The sequence below is a fragment of the Streptomyces sp. A2-16 genome, from assembly GCF_018128905.1.
Classification (GTDB): domain Bacteria; phylum Actinomycetota; class Actinomycetes; order Streptomycetales; family Streptomycetaceae; genus Streptomyces.
This window is the reverse complement of sequence record NZ_CP063808.1, coordinates 4,992,971-5,010,042: the sequence shown is the minus strand read 5'-3', so window position 1 is coordinate 5,010,042 and position 17,072 is coordinate 4,992,971. Positions and strand designations below refer to the sequence as shown.

Below are 17,072 nucleotides of genomic sequence, written 5' to 3'. Positions count from 1 at the left end.
CCGACCGCGGTATGGCAGGACCAAAAGGCCCGTACTGGCTGTTGAACGCTCGACGTGCCGTGCACTGGCTCGACAGGTTGCCGCGTGTGCGGTGAGAGCTGGTAGTCGCAGGTGACCGACGCAGCGTCCTGTTCGACGGCTGTACGGTGTGCGGACTCTCGTGCGGCTCGGGGCCGATCACGGTGCCTCACCGGGTTTTGCGGAGGGCCGTGCGGTCAGGCGGTTCAGCCCTTTGCGGTCGTAGTAGAGGGTCATGGCGAACCCGAACAGCAGGGCGAGGGCAACGCCGATGGCGATCATGGACCAGCCGCGGGTCAGGCCGGCGTCGGCCCGGGCGTCGAAGTAGAGGATGGATCGCACACCGTCACTGAGTTGCCTCATCGGTTCGAACAGGGCCAGGAAGCGGTAGAAGCCCGGAACGGCATGGAGGGGAATCGTCGCACCCGAGGACGGCAGGGCCAGGGCGATGAACACGAACATGGACACCACCTGGCCGATCCCGCCGAAGGCCGCGTTGATGGCCTGCACCCCCAGACCCACGGCCAGGCTCGCGCAGTAGGAGAAGATCCACAGCAGCGGCAGGTGCGATGCGTCCATGCCCAGAATCGTGATCGCGGCGAACATCAGCAGGCTGGTGGTCAGCACGGTGATTCCCGCGGTCATGAGCATTTTCAGCAGCAGCGTCTGTGTGCGGCTGATCGGCACCGTCGGCCGCCGGGTGTGCCAGGGGCCGATCTCGTTGTCGGTGTATCCCAGGCCCGCGTCGACCCCGCTGTTGATGATGTTTCCGCCCACGAACCCGGTGAGCACCAGGAGCAGGGTGAAGTAGAAGGCTGTCAGGCCGAGGCCGCTGTGGTGGCCGATGGGGTGGCCCACGCGAGTAGTGACATCGATCGGGTCGCCCAGGAGCGCAAGGGTCGTGGCGTCGGCGCCCTGGGTGGAAGCCTGGGTCATCAGCCGTCGGCCGATGGTCAGGGATACCTGGTGAGCCGCACGCTGGCTGATCTGACTGGCCAGGGAGGAGCCGAGGCTGCCCAGCCCGGGGTTGGTCAGGACCGTGAGGGAGGGCCGCGCCGAGGCCTGGGGCGTCGTCAGCGCCGCCACCGAAGTGGTGAAGTCGGCTGGGATGACCAGGGCGCCGTAGACCTTGCCCGACGCCAGCTGGTCCTGCATCTGCGCCTGGCTGAGCCGACGCCACTGCACGGTGCCCGCTGGAGTTGATGCGACGACCGACCGGCTCACCTGCGCGCCCAGGGCCTGTTGCTGTCCGGGCAGCGGCGGGCCCTGGTCCGTGTCGACCAGGGCGATCGGCAATCGGCGCAGGTTTCCGTTCGGGTTGAGGATGCCGCCCATGTAGAGCAGCGTCAGAAACAACGCCACCAGCGCGCACAGGACGGTCGGCACCAGCCACAACCGGCCATGACGAGCCACAGCAAAGGCGCGCGCGAGCGCTTGCTGCTGTCCGGAACCCGCCGAGGTCATGGAACTCCAATCGGGACACGGCCCAGCGCTGTCGGGATTCGCCTGCAGGGTCGCTCGCTGTTCGCAGGAGTCACAGACAAATACTGCGGACCCCGTAGGGACGATAACCATCTGTGATCAGATCATCACTCAACGACACGGCCCGTGTCCGGGGCGAGCGTGGGTGACCTGCAGTCACGAAAGAATCCGCACGTCGCCCCGCACGCACCCACCGTCCCTCCCCGCCTGCGCTCGCGGACGTTCTCCGACCGCCGGATACTCGATTGCGGGCCGGATGTTCCGCCGCGCCGCCCGGGTGAGGAAGGGAGGGGCGTCATCCTTTCGGCCCTGACCGATATGGAGATTGCGTCATGCGCTCCCGAAGAAACCCGCTGACTCCCCTCGCGGCGGTCACCGCCGGCCTGCTGGCCGGGGCGGTGGGAACGGTGTGTCTGGATGCCGTCCACTACCTGAACTACCGTCGAGCAGGCGGGACGAACAGCCCACTCGCCTGGGAATTCGCGCCGGTCGAAAGCTGGGAGAAGGCCCCCGATCCGGGGCAGGTGGCGAAGCGGGTCATCGAGGGTTTCACCCAGCGCCGACTTCCTGATGGTTCCGCCTGGCTCACGAGCACCATCGCTCACTGGGCCTACGGCTCAGCGGCGGGCGCCGCCTACGGCATCGTGGCCGGATCACTGCCCAGGCCTTCCCCTGTCCATGGCGTGCCATTGGGTGGCGCGGTGTTCGCCGGTGACTACGTCACCTTGCCGATCGCAGGGCTCTACAGGCCGATCTGGCAGTACGACACCAAGGTTCTGGCCTGGGATTTCGGCGCACACCTCGCCTACGGGACCGGCACCGCAATCACCTTCTGGCTGCTCACCCGACTCGGCACCGGCGCCGTCGGAGACAGACCGTAGCCGCCTGCCGGCCACAGCCGTGCCCGTGCCCGCCACGGGATCTGCTGATGGGTACACGGTTCGTTTCGGGACCGCTGCCCGGACATCAACGGCCCACGATCACGTCTGGCGGCCGCGGAGGCCCCAGGAGGCGTCGCAAATGCCGGGCGGAGCCGAGCGCGCGGCACGTACCGCCGCCCGGAAACGGCGACGCGGTGGCTGCACCGGATGCGTCCGCAACTCCCGTGCAAGAGCCTGGCTTTGGACCCCGTGCAGGTCGGCACCACCGGTGTCGCGCGAACGGCGTCGGCGATCCTTGTGCGGTCTTGGTGGTGCCTGGTAGGACTGTGACACGCCGTCACCGTCACATGTTCGATTCTGCGGGGGTTGCATGTGGCCGCCACGGCCTTGAGTTCTTCGCCTCGGCCAGACCCGGCTGCCCCGCGTCCATCTCGGCAGCGGCTTCCCGCCGTGGTCAGACGGGCCGCCCGGCACGGGTCGGCGCTGGCCGCCGTCGCGGTGACCGTGCTGCTGTGTGCCACGGCGCTGGCCGCGCTCGCGGCGCTGGCGGGGAGTTCGGTGCAGGACGGAGCCGTGCGGCGGCTGGCCGGCCGTATCGACGCACAGGCGAGCGTCAGCGCGTCCTTTCGGGCCGGCGGAATGGCCGCCGCCGATCGCGATGTACGGGCCGCCGCCGAGCGGGTGTTCGCCGGAGTGCCGCAGCGGACCTACGTCGGTCTGCTGGGCGTGTCGCCGGTCTCGGTGACAGGGATCGGCGACGTGGCCGGCCCGCCGCGTTTTCCCGGAGCCGGCGGGCTGCACCCGGTCGCCGTCCAAGGCGGGGGCAGGTTCGGGCAGTTGGTCGCCGGACGGTGGCCCGACGGCACCGCCGACGCACCGGCAGCCGCGTTCACCTCCCTCCCCGACGTCCGGGTCGCCACCGGATCCACCGCCCCGGTCGACGCTGCGGTGCCCGACGCGCTGGCCCGGCGTCTGGGCATCGGACCCGGCACCGCCCTGCGGCTGGAGGACGCCTTCGGACGTCCCATGACCGTACGGATCACCGGCGTCTTCCGGGCGCGCGGCGCCGCCGGATTCTGGCCGGCCATGGCCGGCGACCTGGCCCCAGGGGCGACCGTCGACCAGAGCCTGCTCGTGGTCTCGGCGTCGGCCCTCAACGGCAGCGCCGTCCTGAACAGCCACCTGACGGCCCACTGGAGTGTGCAGCCCGACTTCTCCCGGATCGAAGCGGCCGACCTCGCCGGGCTGCACGCACGGCTGCGCGCGTTCTCCGGGAGCCAGAGCCGCGTGTCGGTGTTCGGCGGGCGGCAGCCTTCGCTGGACGACCTGACCGTGGTCTCCGGTCTGCCGGGGGCCATCGACGACCTGACGGTGCCCATGGTGGCGGCCCGGTCCTCGCTGTACCTGCCGAGCGTGATGCTGGCGGCCCTCGCCCTCGCCACTCTGGTCCTGGCCGCACGTCAGCTGACGGTGCGTCGGCGCGACGAACTGGCTCTCCAACGGGCCAGAGGCGCCGGAACCCTGCGGCTGCTGGGGAGCGCCACGGGGGAGTGGGCGCTCACCGGCATCCCGGCCGCTGTCGCCGCGCCCTTCCTGGCCGGACTGCTGCACCCCGGCGCCCTGGGCACCGGCGCCTGGGCGGCGGTGGGTCTGACCCTGCTGGTGCACGCCGCGGCGGTGCTGCTGCCCGTACTGCCGTCGACGCGACCGCGCTCGGCCCGGGGCGCCCGGGCCACCGCCACGCACCGCCTTGGCGCCGACCTGGCCCTGGCGGCCCTGGCCGTCCTGGGCTATCTGGAACTGAGGCGGCACCACTCGCTGCTGGCCGGTCCGGGTACCGGGGGCGCGTCCGCGGACCCGGTGCTGGTCCTGGTGCCGGCCCTGGTCGCGGGCGCCGCCGCCCTCCTTCTCCTACGACTGCTGCCGCTGGCCTCCCTTGCGCTGGACGCGTTCGGCCGTCGCAGCCGGGGTCTGGTCCTCGCACTGGCCGGCTGGCAGCTGGGCCGGCGGGCGGCGCGCAACGCGGGACCGGTGGTCCTGATGTGCCTGGCCGTGTCGGTGAGCGCCTTCGCGACCACCGCGCTGGCCTGCCTCGGCGCCCTCGCCTCCGAGGAGGCCGCGTACACGGTCGGCGCCGACGCGCGGATCTCGCCGTCCGCAGCCGGCACTTACCCCTCCTCCGTACTGGGCGCCGCCTATCGCGCCCTGCCGGCGGTGACCGCCGTGACGCCGGTGACGCGGTCGACGGTGAACCTGCCCGGCGGCGCCACCGAGGAACTGGTCGGGACGGTCGGCGGACCCGCTCCCCGCACCCCGTCACCGGATGTCTCCGGCATACGGCTGCCCGGGCGTCCGACCGCGCTGCTGCTGGACGAGCGGCTCAGCAGTGACAGCAGCCGGGCCGCACCGGGACTGGAGTTGACCGTCCAGGACGCCTCCGGTCTCGTCAGCACGGTTGCCACCCACCTGCCCGCCGCCGACGGAGCCCGGCACACCGTCGTCGTACCCCTCGAGGTGTCGCTGAGCGGCGGCCACCCGAGGCAGTACCCGCTGACGGTGACCGCCGTCAATGTTCTCCCCCAGCCGGGCACCCGTCCCGCGCGACTGGACCTGGAACTGATCCGGGTGGGCGCGCGCGGTGCCACGGACACCTGGGTGACCCGGCTGCCGCGCGGGCAGTCCTGGGCCGACGGCACGGCCCACGCTTCCGACTCCACCGCGGGCGCGTGCGAGGGGAAACTCACTGGGGGCTATGAGCCCGGCACCCCCGGGGTCTGCTCCGTCGTTCCCGGCGGCTCCGGGGTACTGCGGACCACCGTCAGCACCGGTATCCGGCGCTCGCAGGCCGTCGACGACGCACTCGGCGGCGGCCTGTCCGCGAGCGATTACGACACCCGGCCCGCCGGCCAGGTGCGACTCGTCGCGGGCCCGGCCGGCGGTCCGGCGCCGCTGCCCGTGCGCGCCGACGCCTCGACGCTGAGCGCCGTGCGCCTGAGCGTGGGCGCCACCACGACGCTGGACCTGGGAAGCGCCCGGATCACGGCCAAGGTGGTGGGCCGGGTCGGCTCGCTGCCCGGACTGGGCCGCGGACAAGGGCATCTGATCGCCGACCAGCGGCAACTCGCCGCCGCGATGACGCGGGTCGGCGCCGACCCGGAGGAGCCCGCGTTCTGGTGGCTGAGCAGCACCGACAGCGCGCGCACGGCCGCCGCCGTCGAGGAACAGCCCGCGCTGGGCCGCATCACCACCACAGCGCGTACCGCCGCTTCCCTTCAGGCGGACCCGTTCCGCAGCGGGCTGCGCCGGGTGCTGGAACTGGTCCGGTACCTGGCCCCCGCTTTCGCGGTCATCGCCCTCACCGTGCACGCCGTGGTCTCCACCCGGCAGCGTCGCAAGGAGTTCGCTCTGCTGCGGGCGATCGGCGTCCGCGCCGGAAACCTGTCCGCGCTGCTGGGTGCCGAGCAACTGGGTCTGGCTCTGTTCGCTGTGGTCCCCGGGGCGCTGATGGGCATGGCCCTCGCGTCGGCGGTGCTGCCACTGGTCACGGTGGACGACAACGGGCAGGCGCCCTATCCGCCGCTGCCCCTGGTCATGCCCTGGGCGACCGTGGCTCTCTTCACGGTGGCCACCGCTGTCCTCATCAGCGCGGTCGTGCTGGCGCTGGCCAGGCTGCTGTCGCGAGTGGACCTGGTACGGGTGCTGCGAGCGGGTGAGGACCGTTGAGCCTGCGGCCCGGCACGACGGACAAGGACGACCCCGGACACGACCTGGAAGGACGGACCATGACGCGACCCGTGCGCGCGGGCGCGGCGGTCACGCGGCGCCTGATACGCAAGGAGAGCCGCGGCGATCTGCCGCTGCTGGCCTGCCTCGGGGTCGTGGTCCTGGTGCTCACCGCACTGTGCGCGTGGGCCCCGGCGTTCGCGGGCGGCCAGGAGGACCGGGCACTGCGGCAGCGTGTCGACGCCGCGCAGGCACAAGCGCCCCTGATCAGCCTGAGCACCACACCCGAGGTCTTCGGCACCGTGCCGCCCGCCCTGGACGCGGCCGGCCTGCTCGGCGCAGGACGCACCCTCACCGAGCAGCTCACGGGCCCCGCCGCACGGCATGTGACGGTCACCGGCGGCAGCTACGACTACGAGCAGACGTCCCTGATCTCACCGCGGCCTCCGGGTCCGACGAACGCCGGCACCCGGCTGGCGCTCAGCTATCTGCCGTCCGCGCGGGCCCACCTGCATTACGTCAGCGGACGTCCGCCGGCCGACCACACGCCGTTGGGCACGGCACCGCAGATCGGGTTGTCGCAGGCCGGTGCGGACGCGCTCGGTGTGCGGGCCGGCAGCCGGCTGACCCTCGAGTTCGCCAAGACGCCCGGCGTGCAGGACGCACCGCCGCGCGCGCAGCTGCTCGTGAGCGGTGTCTACCGCACCACGGCCGCGAGCGACGACTTCTGGTCGGGCCGCGAGACACTGGACCAGCCCTCCCGCTACCCGGCCGAGCACTCCGCGGGCACGGTGCTCGCCGTCCGCGGCCTCGTCGGCCTCGACGCGGCCGACCTGCTGGCCGGAGCCGGCGTCGGCGGCCCCCGGATGACCTGGCAGCTGCGCGCCGACCTGTCCGGGGCGGCGCTCCACCGGGCCCAGGCGCTGACCGGCTCGCTGTCCAACTACGGCGCGGACCTGAACGCGAACCTGTGTCAGGGGGTCGATCCGATCACCAGCGACCTCAGCTGCCATGTCGGCGGCCAGGCCACCGGCCCCCTGTTGGCGATCGACTCCCTGACGCCGCTGCTCGCCGCCTTCACCGCTGAGGACCAACAGGCCAGACAGCTGGCTACGTTCGCCGTCGACGCGCTGGCCGCGGTCGCACTGGCCACGGTCACCGTCGCGGTACGGCTGCTGCTGCGCCGGAGGCAGGCGCATCTGCGGTTGCAGCGCGCGCGGGGCGCGTCCACCGTGCGGCTGGTGCTGCTGCGCTGCGCCATGGCCTGGCCGGTGGTGGCGATCGCCGCAGTGCTCGGCTGGACGGCCGGAGCGGCCCTCGCTCCCGACGGCACGTCCGGATCGCCCCAACCGATGACCGCCGCCCTCGCCGCCTCGGCGGTGGCACTGACGCTGCCGCTGATGACCTGGCTCGCGGTCCGCGAACCACGCAGACGCGGGCGGCTGCGGCGCTCACGCCGGAACATCGCCGTCGGCCGGCGCGTGGTCCTGGAACTGACGGTACTGATCGCGACGGCGTCAGGCGTGGTCGCGCTGCGCTCGCAGGGCCCCGACGGCATCCTCGGCGCCGTGCCGGCACTGGTGGCGCTGACCGTCGTACTCATCCTGCTGCGCTGCTACCCGTTCGTGCTGCGCATGGTGCTGCGGCGGGCCCGGCGCGGCCGGGGAACGGTGGGCTTCATCGGCGCGGCCCGGGCCGCGCACGACGCCCCGGCGACCGGGCTGGCGCTGTTCGTCCTGGTCCTGACCCTGGGGACGGCCGTGTTCGGCGGGCTCGTGCACCAGACGATCGACGACGGTCTGGCCACCGGTGCGGCCTGGACCACCGGCGCCGACGCGAGCGCGACCGTGGCCGGGACCGTCACGCGTGCGACGAGTGCCCGCACCAGCGGAACGCGGACAGCCCTCCAGCACCTGTACACCCTCGACCTGGTAGGACAGGCCGACGGCGCGGAGATCTCGCCGGTCGCCGTGATCACCGTGGACCCGGAGGAACTCGCCGCCGTCGCCCCGAAGTCGCCGCTGGCCGCCACCGTGCTGGCCCGCCTGGCCACGTCGGCGGATGCCCGAGCCGACGCGAACGCCCCGCTGCCGTGTCTCCTCTCGCCCGAGCTGCGGGCGAGAGAGCACCGCGGCGGCTTCACCAGCAAGGTCGTGCCCCACGGACAGCGCCCGAGAGACCTGGTCTTCACGCCGGCCGGCACTCTTACCGCCGCTGAACTGCACGATCCGCTCCTGGGGCCGGTCACGGCGCAGATCGCCGCCGATGCACCGCTGCTGATCACCACGGCCCGAGCCGCGCGCCTGATCCCCCCACAGTCCTCGGGAAGCACCGTCCTGCTCGTCAAGGCCGCCACTCCCGCCACCGCCAAACCCGCCGCACTGCGGTCGGCGGCGGCCAGGGAACTGGGGCCACTGGCCCGGATTCGCGTGCGCTCCGAGACGCTGAGTGCTCTGCGCACCGACGGCCTGACGCGGGGACTCGTCACGATCTACAGCACCACCTCGATCCTGGCCGCCCTGTCGGGACTGCTCGCGCTCGTCCTGGAACTCAGGCTGACCTCGTACGAACGCAGTCGCACGACGTCCTTCCTGCGCACACTCGGACTCGGCGGCACACAGGCCGGGATCCTGCACTTCCTGCAACTGCTGCCCCTCGCGCTCGCCGTAGCTGTGGGCGGCACTCTGCTCGGAGTACTCGAACCGCGGCTCATGGCGCAGACGTTGGACCTGCGGCAGTTCACCGGCGGCCCCACCCAGCCGGCACTGCACACCGACTTCTCACTGACCGTCGCGCTCGTCGCCGGCGTCACCGCGCTGATTCTCGCCGCCGCGGTCACCGAAGCCGTGCTCGCCCGTCGGCGTGGACTGGGAGCCGTACTGCGCCTCGCCTGAAGCCCTGGGCCGCGACGCCCGCACCACCTGTCGCCCTCACGCGCTCAGCGTTCGGGGCTGCCGGTCGTGTCCTGGGCTTCCGCCCGCGCCGGGCGGCCGGCCTCGCCGGGCCACACACCCACGTGGTCGCTCTCCAGCACGAGCCGCACCCGCTTGCGCAGGTGCAGACGTTCGGTGAACTCGCCCGGCAGTTGCAGCCGGCCGCTGCCGTCCAACACCGCGTACTCCTCCGCGGTGTGCACCTCGACGCCGTCCTCACCGGTGTCGACCCGGCGCAGCACCTCGGTCGAGGTGCGTCCGTCGCGGATCCCCACGGTGCGCTGCACCTGCTCGGACACCAGCGCGTCATGGGTCACCACGACCACGGTGACTCCCAGCTCCTCGTTGGCCCGGCGCAGCGCGGCGAAGACCTCGTCGCTGGTGGCGGTGTCGAGCTGACCGGTGGGTTCGTCGGCGAACAGCACCCGCGGCTCGTTGGCGTTGGCGACAGCGATGGCGACCCGCTGCTGCTCGCCGCCGGAGAGCGTGTCGGGCGTGCGGTCGCGGCAGTGGCCGACGGACAGGAGGCCGAGCAGTTCCTCGGCCCGGGCCCGGCGCCGGGAGCGCCTGATCCCGGCGTACGTCATCGGAAGCATCACGTTCTCCGCCGCCGAGAGGTACGGCAGGAGGTTGCGGGAGGTCTGCTGCAGGACGAAGCCCACCGTGCGACGCCGGTAACCGAGCCGCTCGCGCCGGTTCATCGCCAGCAGGTCGTGCCCGGCGACCTCGGCACCGCCCGCCGTAGGCACGTCCTGGCCCGAGAGTATGCCCAGCAGGGTCGACTTGCCCGAACCGGAGGCACCGACCACCGCGATCATCTCGCCCTCGGCCACCGTCAGATCGAGGCCCTGCAGGGCCTGGACCTCCACGCCCTCGGTCTGGAAGATCCGCACCAGGTTCTCGCACACGACCAGTCCCGCCTCGCGCTGCGGGGCCGCGGCCACAGCCCGCCGACGCAGCTCGTCCAAGTCCGGTGCATCGGTGGGCTGTTCGTGAACTGGCACACGGTCCCCCGAGAAGGTGAAGTAGGCAGACAACGCTGTCAGGCAGTCGTCAGGGTAATGCGGAAGTCTCCGTGAGGGGTCGGATCCTCCAGTTCGTTGTGGTGCGACGCCACCGGCGCCGGACGTTGAACGACAGGCTCAGTGCCCCTTCCTGATCTCCGGTGATCTTCCGGTTCTGTGGCTGTGCGGGGCGACCGGCGTCGGCAAGTCGTCGGTCGGCTTCGAGCTCTAGCAAAGGGTCCTGGGTGCAGCCGGTGCCAGTGGCCACGTGCGCACCCCCTGAACGAACGCACCTTCACGGTGCAGCACCACCCTTTGATCGCTGCGGAAACCCCCCGGCAACTGGCTGCGGCCATTCAACGCCGGCACCTGCTCGCCGGTGAGGCCCGGGTCTACGGGGCGGTGTCGGCGAGACTGGGCCTGTCCCGGTACGGACAGCCCACGGAAAGCGGCAGTGCCACCGACGTGACGGTCCGGGTGATCCTGAGCGACCTGGTGACGAGGGCCGGCAGCCCGGTCTCCTTCTGTGTCACGGCCGAGTACCTGCACGCCGGGTTGCCGTTCGCGACCTGCGCGATGCGGTTCACGGCATCACGGCCGGAAGAACGCGAGCCGCGCGGCGAGGCACCGAGGCCCGGACTGCTGCACCCCGCCGCGGCCGCGGACCCCGACGTGCTGCTCGCCCGTGATGCCCAGGGCCGTGTGGTGATCGCCCCGCGAGATCCCGGTCACCCGGTGCTTCTGCCCGGCCGGCCCGGCCGGCTGACCACACCGGCTGTGCTGGAGGCAGGTCGGCAGGCGGTCCTGTTGTCCTCGGGCATGACGGCTCGTGCCGTGGTGGGACTGCGCGTGAACGTCAGGTCACCGGTCCCGGACAGGGGTGCTGCCGTCGACGTGGTCCCGGAGCACGGAGGGGCCCGCTTCGTGGTGAGCGCGGCCGGCCGTGTGGTGGCGACAGGGGGAGTGAGTCCGGTGCGGCCATGAGACCTATACCCGGGGATTTCCTCGTTCTGGTGCAACCGTCCGGCGTTTTTCGGGCGAACAGTGTGGTGAGTGGTCGATATCCGGGCTGCTGAGCGGAATGCCGCGATGCGCTCGCCTTTCGGGAAGGGAATGGGCCATGAAACTCAGCGACGAGCTCCCCGTGGACCACAGACTTGCCACGGTGTACCGGTACGGCGCCGCCTTCTGCGGGCTGACCCTTCTGGTTTTCGGTGCTCTCGGATTCGCCGACGAACTGAGTCCGTTCAGCACCGACGGGAAGCAGATCGCCGGCATGTCGACCAACGGCGTACTGAGCCTTGTCTCACTGGTGGTGGGTCTGGCTCTCGTCGCAGGAGCCATCGTTGGAGGGAATGTCGCGTCGACGCTCAACATGGTCGTGGGCGCGCTGTTCCTGCTGAGCGGTTTCGCGCACATCTTCATCCTCGACCGGCCGTCCAACTTCCTCGGTTTCGGCATGACCAACGTGATGTTCAGCTTCGTCATGGGGCTGATCATCCTGACGTTCGGCATGTACGGACGCGTGTCGAGCAAGTTGCCGCACGACAACCCGTACTGGCGCCGCCGGCACGCCCGTGAGGCGGCCCGCGAGTCCCTCGCAGCCCGTCGCCGGGAGCGGGGCGAGGCACTGCCCGTCGCCGTCGGCGGTCCGACGGGCCGACAGGCGCTCGCCGCGTCCGACGAGCCCCGCACGGGGTGAGCCGCGCCGGGAACGGACGGGGCGGCGGCCTCCTGCGGAGCCGGGCGCCGCGGTGCGTTCAGCAGGTCGCCCGTCGGGCAGGAGGCGGTGTCGCTCGCGAGGTGGATCGCGGCGCCGACCACCTCCTCCGGACGGGCGAGCCGCTGCATCGGGACCTGGCGCAGCAGCTGCTCCTGCATCCATGCGGGCTTGCCGTCGGGGCTGGTGAAGCGTGGGCAGAGCGCGTTGGCCCGCACCCGCGGTGCGAGCTCGACGACCGGGTACCGCCTGGACATCCACAGCGCCGCCTTGCTGACCCTGCCCACCGCGACGCTCGTCCCCGGCAACAGCCCGGAGCCGAGGTTGAACTCCTCGGCGGCGACACGCCCTGAGGGGACTTCGGAATCGGAAGGTGTACCAGTCGTGGCCGCGGGCTTCGTTGAGCTTGTACTTCGCCCTGCACATGAGGTCGTACACCGACAGGTTGCGGCCGTCGATTTTCTTCGTGCCGAGGGCCACGCGAGTCGCGACCCACGGTCACCGCGGCCTTGACCGACTGGGAGTCGATGACGGTGGCGAGTGCTCCGAGCGCCCGGCTCCTCTGCCTGCGGATGCGGCTTGCGGAGCCGGTGACTGCTGTCGCAGCACGAGGGCGTGCCGTTCCGGCGCTTGCCCGTCAGCCGCGGTCAGTCCTTCTGCGAGGCCGTGGGCGGGGCCGAAGACGGGATGGCCGATGCCTTGGTCCGCAGGGCGCGCTCGCAGTGCGGCCAGTCGTGGAAGTCACGGTCGCGGGACCAAAGACGTTTGGCGGCCTGGATGTTCCATTCGGGATCGAGCGCCTTGAGCGGAGTCCCGCCCAGTTCACGCAAGCGGGTGTCGGAGATCTGGAACAGGCCCCAGTTCCTGCTGCCGTTGGTGTTCGGCAGGATGTGCAGAGGGTCCAGAAAGGACTGACAGTCGGCGATGGCGACCGCGTCGTCCGGTGTCTCGTCGAAGACCTCACGGATACGCTGGCGGGCTTTCTCCGGCGACCAGGTGTCCATACGGGCCTTCGACTCGTAGAGCGCCGTTTTGGTGGCTGCCGTGACAACGCCGTTCGGCGGGAGTCCGGTGATGACCTGGAAAGCCGTCACTCGGCGCAGTGTCTGCGGACCGAAGTCGCCGTCCACGCCGATGACGGCGCCACGGCGTTCGAGCAACGTCTGTACTTCGCGTACGCACTCGTCGTGCTGGCCCATGCTCACGACGGGCGAGCAGACAGGTGAGAACAGGGTTCGTGGATCCGCCTTGTCGGCCGGTTCGTCGGTGGTGGTGGCCAGCGACATGGCCCATCCGACGGTCCCGAGAACGGTGACGGCGGCCGCGACGGTCAAAGCGATGGCCCGACGGTTCGCCGGGAGGCGACCGGGCTTTCCTCTCGGCTCCTGGCCGCCGGAAGCGGACGCGGGATCCTGGGTGTGCAACTCCCGGTGTGCGCCGGTGGGTTCCTGTTCGTTCACAGTCGATATCGGGTCTGTGTGCGCGGCTTCCTCGGTGGGAGCGGACGCTGCCTGTTCGGCCTCGGCCTGCGCACCCACGACATCGCCGTGCGCGGTCTCCTCCTGCGGCATCTGTCTCTCGCGCTCCGTGTCGGCGAGAGCCCACAGCCGGTGCAGTTCGCGCAGTTCGGTGGTGGCGGCACCGCAGGCGGTGGCGATGCGGTGCACGACGCCGTAGTCCTGCGGGACCGACGTGGCCGCGCAGTAACGGTGCAGGCTGGAACGGCTGATGCCGGCTCGCTGCGCGAGAGCGTCGTAGCTGAGCCCGGATCTCTTCTTCAGCGCGCGCAGCTGAGCGGCGAGCCGCTCGGCCTCCTTGTATTGGTTCATGGAGAACCCCCCTGTTGTTCGAACACGCTCGCCCGTCCTGGCTGCGTGTCGGAGCGTGCCGACGGCCCGATTGCTCCGCCGGCCGGAGATGTGGTCACGATCCCGGCGGTCCAATGTGCCAGAAGTTGCCCGGCAAAGACGGGAGTTGGTCGTTCCAGATGCCGTCGGTCGCTCCGGCCGCATCCCACGCGCCTCCCAGACGCTCCATGAATACACAGCTCAGGGGGTGAATGAGAGTGTCAGCGTCCCAGGCGGCCCCGTTCCGCTTGTCTGATGCGGCGGGGCCCGTCACCGTGACGCCGTCGGTGCTTCCGCGTCGTTCGCCCTCACCCATGGATGAGTCGACGACGGCCCCGTCACTGGCTCAACTACCCGCTATGGATATGGGAGAACAGATGAGAAACAGCACAACCTGGGCGCGCGCTGCGGCTGCGATCCTGCTCGCAGGCGGCGGACTGCTCGCGGCAACCCCGGCTCAGGCAGCCGCCACGGCGTGCTCGGGCTCGGCCTGCGACGGCAAGGACCCTGCCGTCTACTGCCAGGGCGACGCGCGGACCGTGGAGAGCACCAAGCTCGGCCAGGCGCTGCTCGAGCTTCGCTACAGCCCCAGCTGCCGGGCCGCCTGGGGCCGCATCTCCAACGCCGGCTATGACACGCGGGACCAGTTCACCCCGTACGCCACGGTCCACCGCAACAGTGACGGGCGTGAGTACTCCTGTTCCGTGCCCAACGGCGACACCGACTGCTACACCCGCATGGTCAACGACGCCAATGTCACGTCGTACACGAAGGGAATGTGGGACAGCGGCGCCCGCATCTACGAGGGGCGCACCGCGTCCTACTGAACTGCCTGCTGAAGCTCGACACCTTCAGCACCCCTGCTCTCCGAGGCCGGCTTTCCACCGCTGGACACACGCCGCCGCCTCGAGGAACTCGGCCCGAGCGGCATGCTTTCCAGCCGCTCGGGCCGCTCTGCCTGGCTGATCCGCGACGCAGCGGCCACGTCCATGGCCTCTCCCGCCTGCCCGGGCCGGCGGCCGCAGTGGACCGCGCAGCGGGCCGCACCTCTCGCACTCGGTTGCGAACGCATCGGCAAACGCGATCGACAGGTGCACCCCGACCACAAGGCCGCCGAGCGGTCGGACGGTGGGTCACACCTGGATCGAACGGTCACCCTTTGAGGGCTGACCTGTACGCATGCGCGTGAGCCGCGCCACGTCCCCGTGATCCGTGTGCGGGTCAGGGCGTCCGCAGCGTCGCCAGATAGGTGGACACCAGCGTGCGGGCCCAGTCGGCGGAGGCGGGTTCGGAGGTGAAGACGGCCCGGTAGTAGAGCGGTCCGAGGAGGAAGTCCGCCGCGGTTTCGACGTCGAGCGCCGCTCCCCCCCGGTCCTGCTCGCGCCGGATGATCGCGCCGAGCTGGCGGTGGCGGTCCTCGACGCATGCGCAGCCGCCCGCCGGGCCGGAGCCGATGGTCGCCCGCATCAGGGCGAGCGTGTCCGGGTCTGCGACGTCGGTGGCCACGTCCGCGAGCCAGCGCTGGAGGTCACCGGCGAGCGAGCCGGAGTCGGGGACCACCAGGTCGTCGGTGAAGCGGCTGGTGGCGACGTCGTTGAGCAGCTGGGCGGTGGACCCCCAACGCCGGTACAGGGTGGTGGGGTGGACACCGGCGCGCGCGGCGACGACGGGCAGGGTCAGGGTCTCCGCTTCCTCCTCGGCGAGGAGTTCCGCGACGGCGCGGTGGACGGCCGCCCGCACCTTCGCGGAGCGGCCGCCGGGGCGTACCTGGGTCGACGATTCAGCCATGCGGAAATTATCGCACCGATCGCTGCGTTAGTGGTAGCGTCCTAAACGCATCGATCACTGCTTTTGGAGTCGCGTCGTGTCCGGTCCCGCCCCGTCCCAGCTCCAGCCCTCCCCGACGCCCACCGACGGCACGGCACCACCGGAGGAGCAGCGACGACGGCTGAGCCGTCCCGTCGCCTTCGCCTCCCTCGCGGTCGTCTTCGTGCTGTTCATGGCCGCCTCCAGCGCGCCCTCCCCGCTCTACGTCGTCTACCAGCAGGAATGGCACTTCTCCGCCACGACCCTCACCACGGTCTTCGCCGTCTACGTGCTCGGCATGATCGGGGCGCTGCTCGTCCTCGGCGCCCTCTCCGACCACCTCGGCCGCCGTCCGGTCCTGCTGTCTGCGATCGCCCTCGAAGCCGTCTCGATGGTCGTGTTCCTCACCGCGGGCAACGTCGGCCTCCTGCTGACGGCGCGCTTCATCCAGGGCATCGCCACCGGGGCCGCCATGACCACGCTCGGCGCCGCCCTCTCCGACCTCAACCCCGCGCACGCCCCGCACCGGGCGGGCCTCGTCACGGGCACCGCGCCCACCTTCGGACTCGGACTGGGCTCGCTCGGCTGCGGGCTCCTCATCGAGTACGGCCCGCACCCCACCCGCCTCGTCTACGTCCTGCTGCTCATCGCCCTCGTCGTCGCCGGCGCCCTCCTGTGGGCCTTGCCCGAGACCTCTCGGCGCCGCCCCGGAGCCGCCCGCTCCCTCCAGCCGCGCCTGCGCATCGCCCCCTACCTGCGGGCCGACCTGCTGAGCCTGGTCCCGATCCTCATAGCCAGCTGGGCGCTCGGCGGCCTCTACCTCTCGCTCGGCCCGTCCGTCGCCGTCGGACTGTTCGGGCTCTCCAGCCACGTCATCGGCGGACTCGTGGTCACCCTGCTCACCGGCCCCGCCTTCCTCACCGCTCTCGCCCTTCGCGGCTGGCCCGTCGCACGCACCCTCGCCGTCAGCGCGACCCTGCTGCTGATCGGCACGGCCGTCGCACTGACCGCCGTGGAGGAGCACTCCCTGCCCGCGGCCGCGGCCGGAACCGCGATCGCGGGCGTCGGCTTCGGTGGCTCCGCCCTCGCCAGCTTCGGCACCCTGGCCCGCATAGCCCGACCCGCCGAACGCAGCGAGCTGCTCTCTGTCGCCTTCGTCATCTCCTACCTGGCCTTCAGCATCCCCGCTGTGATCGCCGGCATTGCCGCCACCCACGCCGGCCTCAAGGACACGTTCGTCACCTACGCGGCAACGGTTGCCGCCCTCTGCGCCCTCGCCCTGCTCGCCCAGCGGCTGCGCGCGACCCGCGCTCGCGCCGCCGGTGTCGTTCCCCAGGCCTGAGAAACCGCCCGGAATCGGTCGCCGTGGCCCGCTCGGGCAGCGGCGACCGCGGTGCGTCGAGGCTTCGACCGCCGTCCGCCCGGTCTCAGCCCGGCCGGGAAGCATTCACCACGCGCTGATGGCACCCGGAGGTGGACCACGGTGGCGTTCAGCCGCCGATCGGACGGGCGAGGCGCTTCGCCGCACGGGCGAGTAGGGCCAGGGCGTCGACATACCGGTACTACGGCTCACAGACCGGCAACATGGTGAAGGTGGCCCCGGGGACCGGCACCGACGGGCTGGCGACGTAGGACAACACGGTGAGCAACGCGAAGAT

Annotated in this window: 11 protein-coding genes; 7 read left to right on the top strand and 4 right to left on the bottom strand. The window is 71.4% G+C overall.

Annotated features, from left to right (window positions below; all coding sequences use genetic code 11):
• Positions 1-177: 177 nt before the first annotated feature.
• Complete coding sequence (locus IOD14_RS22440; protein ID WP_249126287.1) at positions 178-1,482, bottom strand: DUF3533 domain-containing protein; 1,305 nt, start codon at positions 1,480-1,482, stop codon at positions 178-180.
• Between the two features lie 350 nt (positions 1,483-1,832).
• Here IOD14_RS22440 and IOD14_RS22435 point away from each other — a divergent pair, with 350 nt between their 5' ends.
• The 3 genes from IOD14_RS22435 (at position 1,833) to IOD14_RS22425 (ending at position 8,998) form a co-directional block, all read left to right on the top strand.
• Positions 1,833-2,381 (top strand): hypothetical protein, encoded by a 549-nt coding sequence (locus IOD14_RS22435; RefSeq protein ID WP_212671315.1) that lies wholly within the window; start codon positions 1,833-1,835, stop codon positions 2,379-2,381.
• 450 nt (positions 2,382-2,831) lie between these two features.
• Positions 2,832-6,104, top strand: coding sequence for an ABC transporter permease (locus tag IOD14_RS22430; protein ID WP_212671314.1), 3,273 nt, complete (start codon positions 2,832-2,834; stop codon positions 6,102-6,104).
• 59 nt (positions 6,105-6,163) lie between these two features.
• Complete coding sequence (locus IOD14_RS22425; RefSeq protein ID WP_212671313.1) at positions 6,164-8,998, top strand: hypothetical protein; 2,835 nt, start codon at positions 6,164-6,166, stop codon at positions 8,996-8,998.
• Positions 8,999-9,042: 44 nt separating this feature from the next.
• On the opposite strand, the gene IOD14_RS22420 is transcribed toward IOD14_RS22425, so the two are convergent.
• On the bottom strand, positions 9,043-10,005 hold the full coding sequence (locus IOD14_RS22420; protein ID WP_212671312.1) for an ABC transporter ATP-binding protein: 963 nt from the start codon (positions 10,003-10,005) through the stop codon (positions 9,043-9,045).
• 351 nt (positions 10,006-10,356) lie between these two features.
• Between IOD14_RS22420 and IOD14_RS22415 the strand changes: the two genes are divergently transcribed.
• Complete coding sequence (locus tag IOD14_RS22415) at positions 10,357-11,025, top strand: hypothetical protein (RefSeq protein ID WP_212671311.1); 669 nt, start codon at positions 10,357-10,359, stop codon at positions 11,023-11,025.
• 136 nt (positions 11,026-11,161) lie between these two features.
• Positions 11,162-11,743 (top strand): DUF4383 domain-containing protein, encoded by a 582-nt coding sequence (locus IOD14_RS22410; RefSeq protein ID WP_212671310.1) that lies wholly within the window; start codon positions 11,162-11,164, stop codon positions 11,741-11,743.
• Between the two features lie 665 nt (positions 11,744-12,408).
• Here IOD14_RS22410 and IOD14_RS22400 read toward each other — a convergent pair.
• Complete coding sequence (locus IOD14_RS22400; RefSeq protein WP_212671309.1) at positions 12,409-13,590, bottom strand: helix-turn-helix domain-containing protein; 1,182 nt, start codon at positions 13,588-13,590, stop codon at positions 12,409-12,411.
• Positions 13,591-13,985: 395 nt separating this feature from the next.
• Between IOD14_RS22400 and IOD14_RS22395 the strand changes: the two genes are divergently transcribed.
• Complete coding sequence (locus tag IOD14_RS22395) at positions 13,986-14,435, top strand: DUF2690 domain-containing protein (protein ID WP_123986604.1); 450 nt, start codon at positions 13,986-13,988, stop codon at positions 14,433-14,435.
• Between the two features lie 394 nt (positions 14,436-14,829).
• Here IOD14_RS22395 and IOD14_RS22390 read toward each other — a convergent pair whose 3' ends face one another.
• Complete coding sequence (locus IOD14_RS22390) at positions 14,830-15,396, bottom strand: TetR-like C-terminal domain-containing protein (protein ID WP_123986603.1); 567 nt, start codon at positions 15,394-15,396, stop codon at positions 14,830-14,832.
• Positions 15,397-15,472: 76 nt separating this feature from the next.
• On the opposite strand from IOD14_RS22390, the gene IOD14_RS22385 reads away from it, so the two are divergent.
• Positions 15,473-16,756 carry an MFS transporter gene (locus IOD14_RS22385; protein ID WP_212671308.1) on the top strand — a complete coding sequence of 428 codons (1,284 nt, stop codon included), beginning with the start codon at positions 15,473-15,475 and terminating at the stop codon, positions 16,754-16,756.
• Positions 16,757-17,072 lie beyond the last annotated feature (316 nt).

What these genes read in the sequence shown, in the direction of transcription:
- IOD14_RS22425 (WP_212671313.1), top strand. Translation starts at nt 6,164, where the DNA reads ATGACGCGACCCGTGCGCGCGGGCGCGGCGGTCACGCGGCGCCTGATA.
- IOD14_RS22440 (WP_249126287.1), bottom strand. Translation starts at nt 1,482, where the DNA reads ATGACCTCGGCGGGTTCCGGACAGCAGCAAGCGCTCGCGCGCGCCTTT.
- IOD14_RS22435 (WP_212671315.1), top strand. Translation starts at nt 1,833, where the DNA reads ATGCGCTCCCGAAGAAACCCGCTGACTCCCCTCGCGGCGGTCACCGCC.
- IOD14_RS22410 (WP_212671310.1), top strand. Translation starts at nt 11,162, where the DNA reads ATGAAACTCAGCGACGAGCTCCCCGTGGACCACAGACTTGCCACGGTG.
- IOD14_RS22390 (WP_123986603.1), bottom strand. Translation starts at nt 15,396, where the DNA reads ATGGCTGAATCGTCGACCCAGGTACGCCCCGGCGGCCGCTCCGCGAAG.
- IOD14_RS22395 (WP_123986604.1), top strand. Translation starts at nt 13,986, where the DNA reads ATGAGAAACAGCACAACCTGGGCGCGCGCTGCGGCTGCGATCCTGCTC.
- IOD14_RS22400 (WP_212671309.1), bottom strand. Translation starts at nt 13,590, where the DNA reads ATGAACCAATACAAGGAGGCCGAGCGGCTCGCCGCTCAGCTGCGCGCG.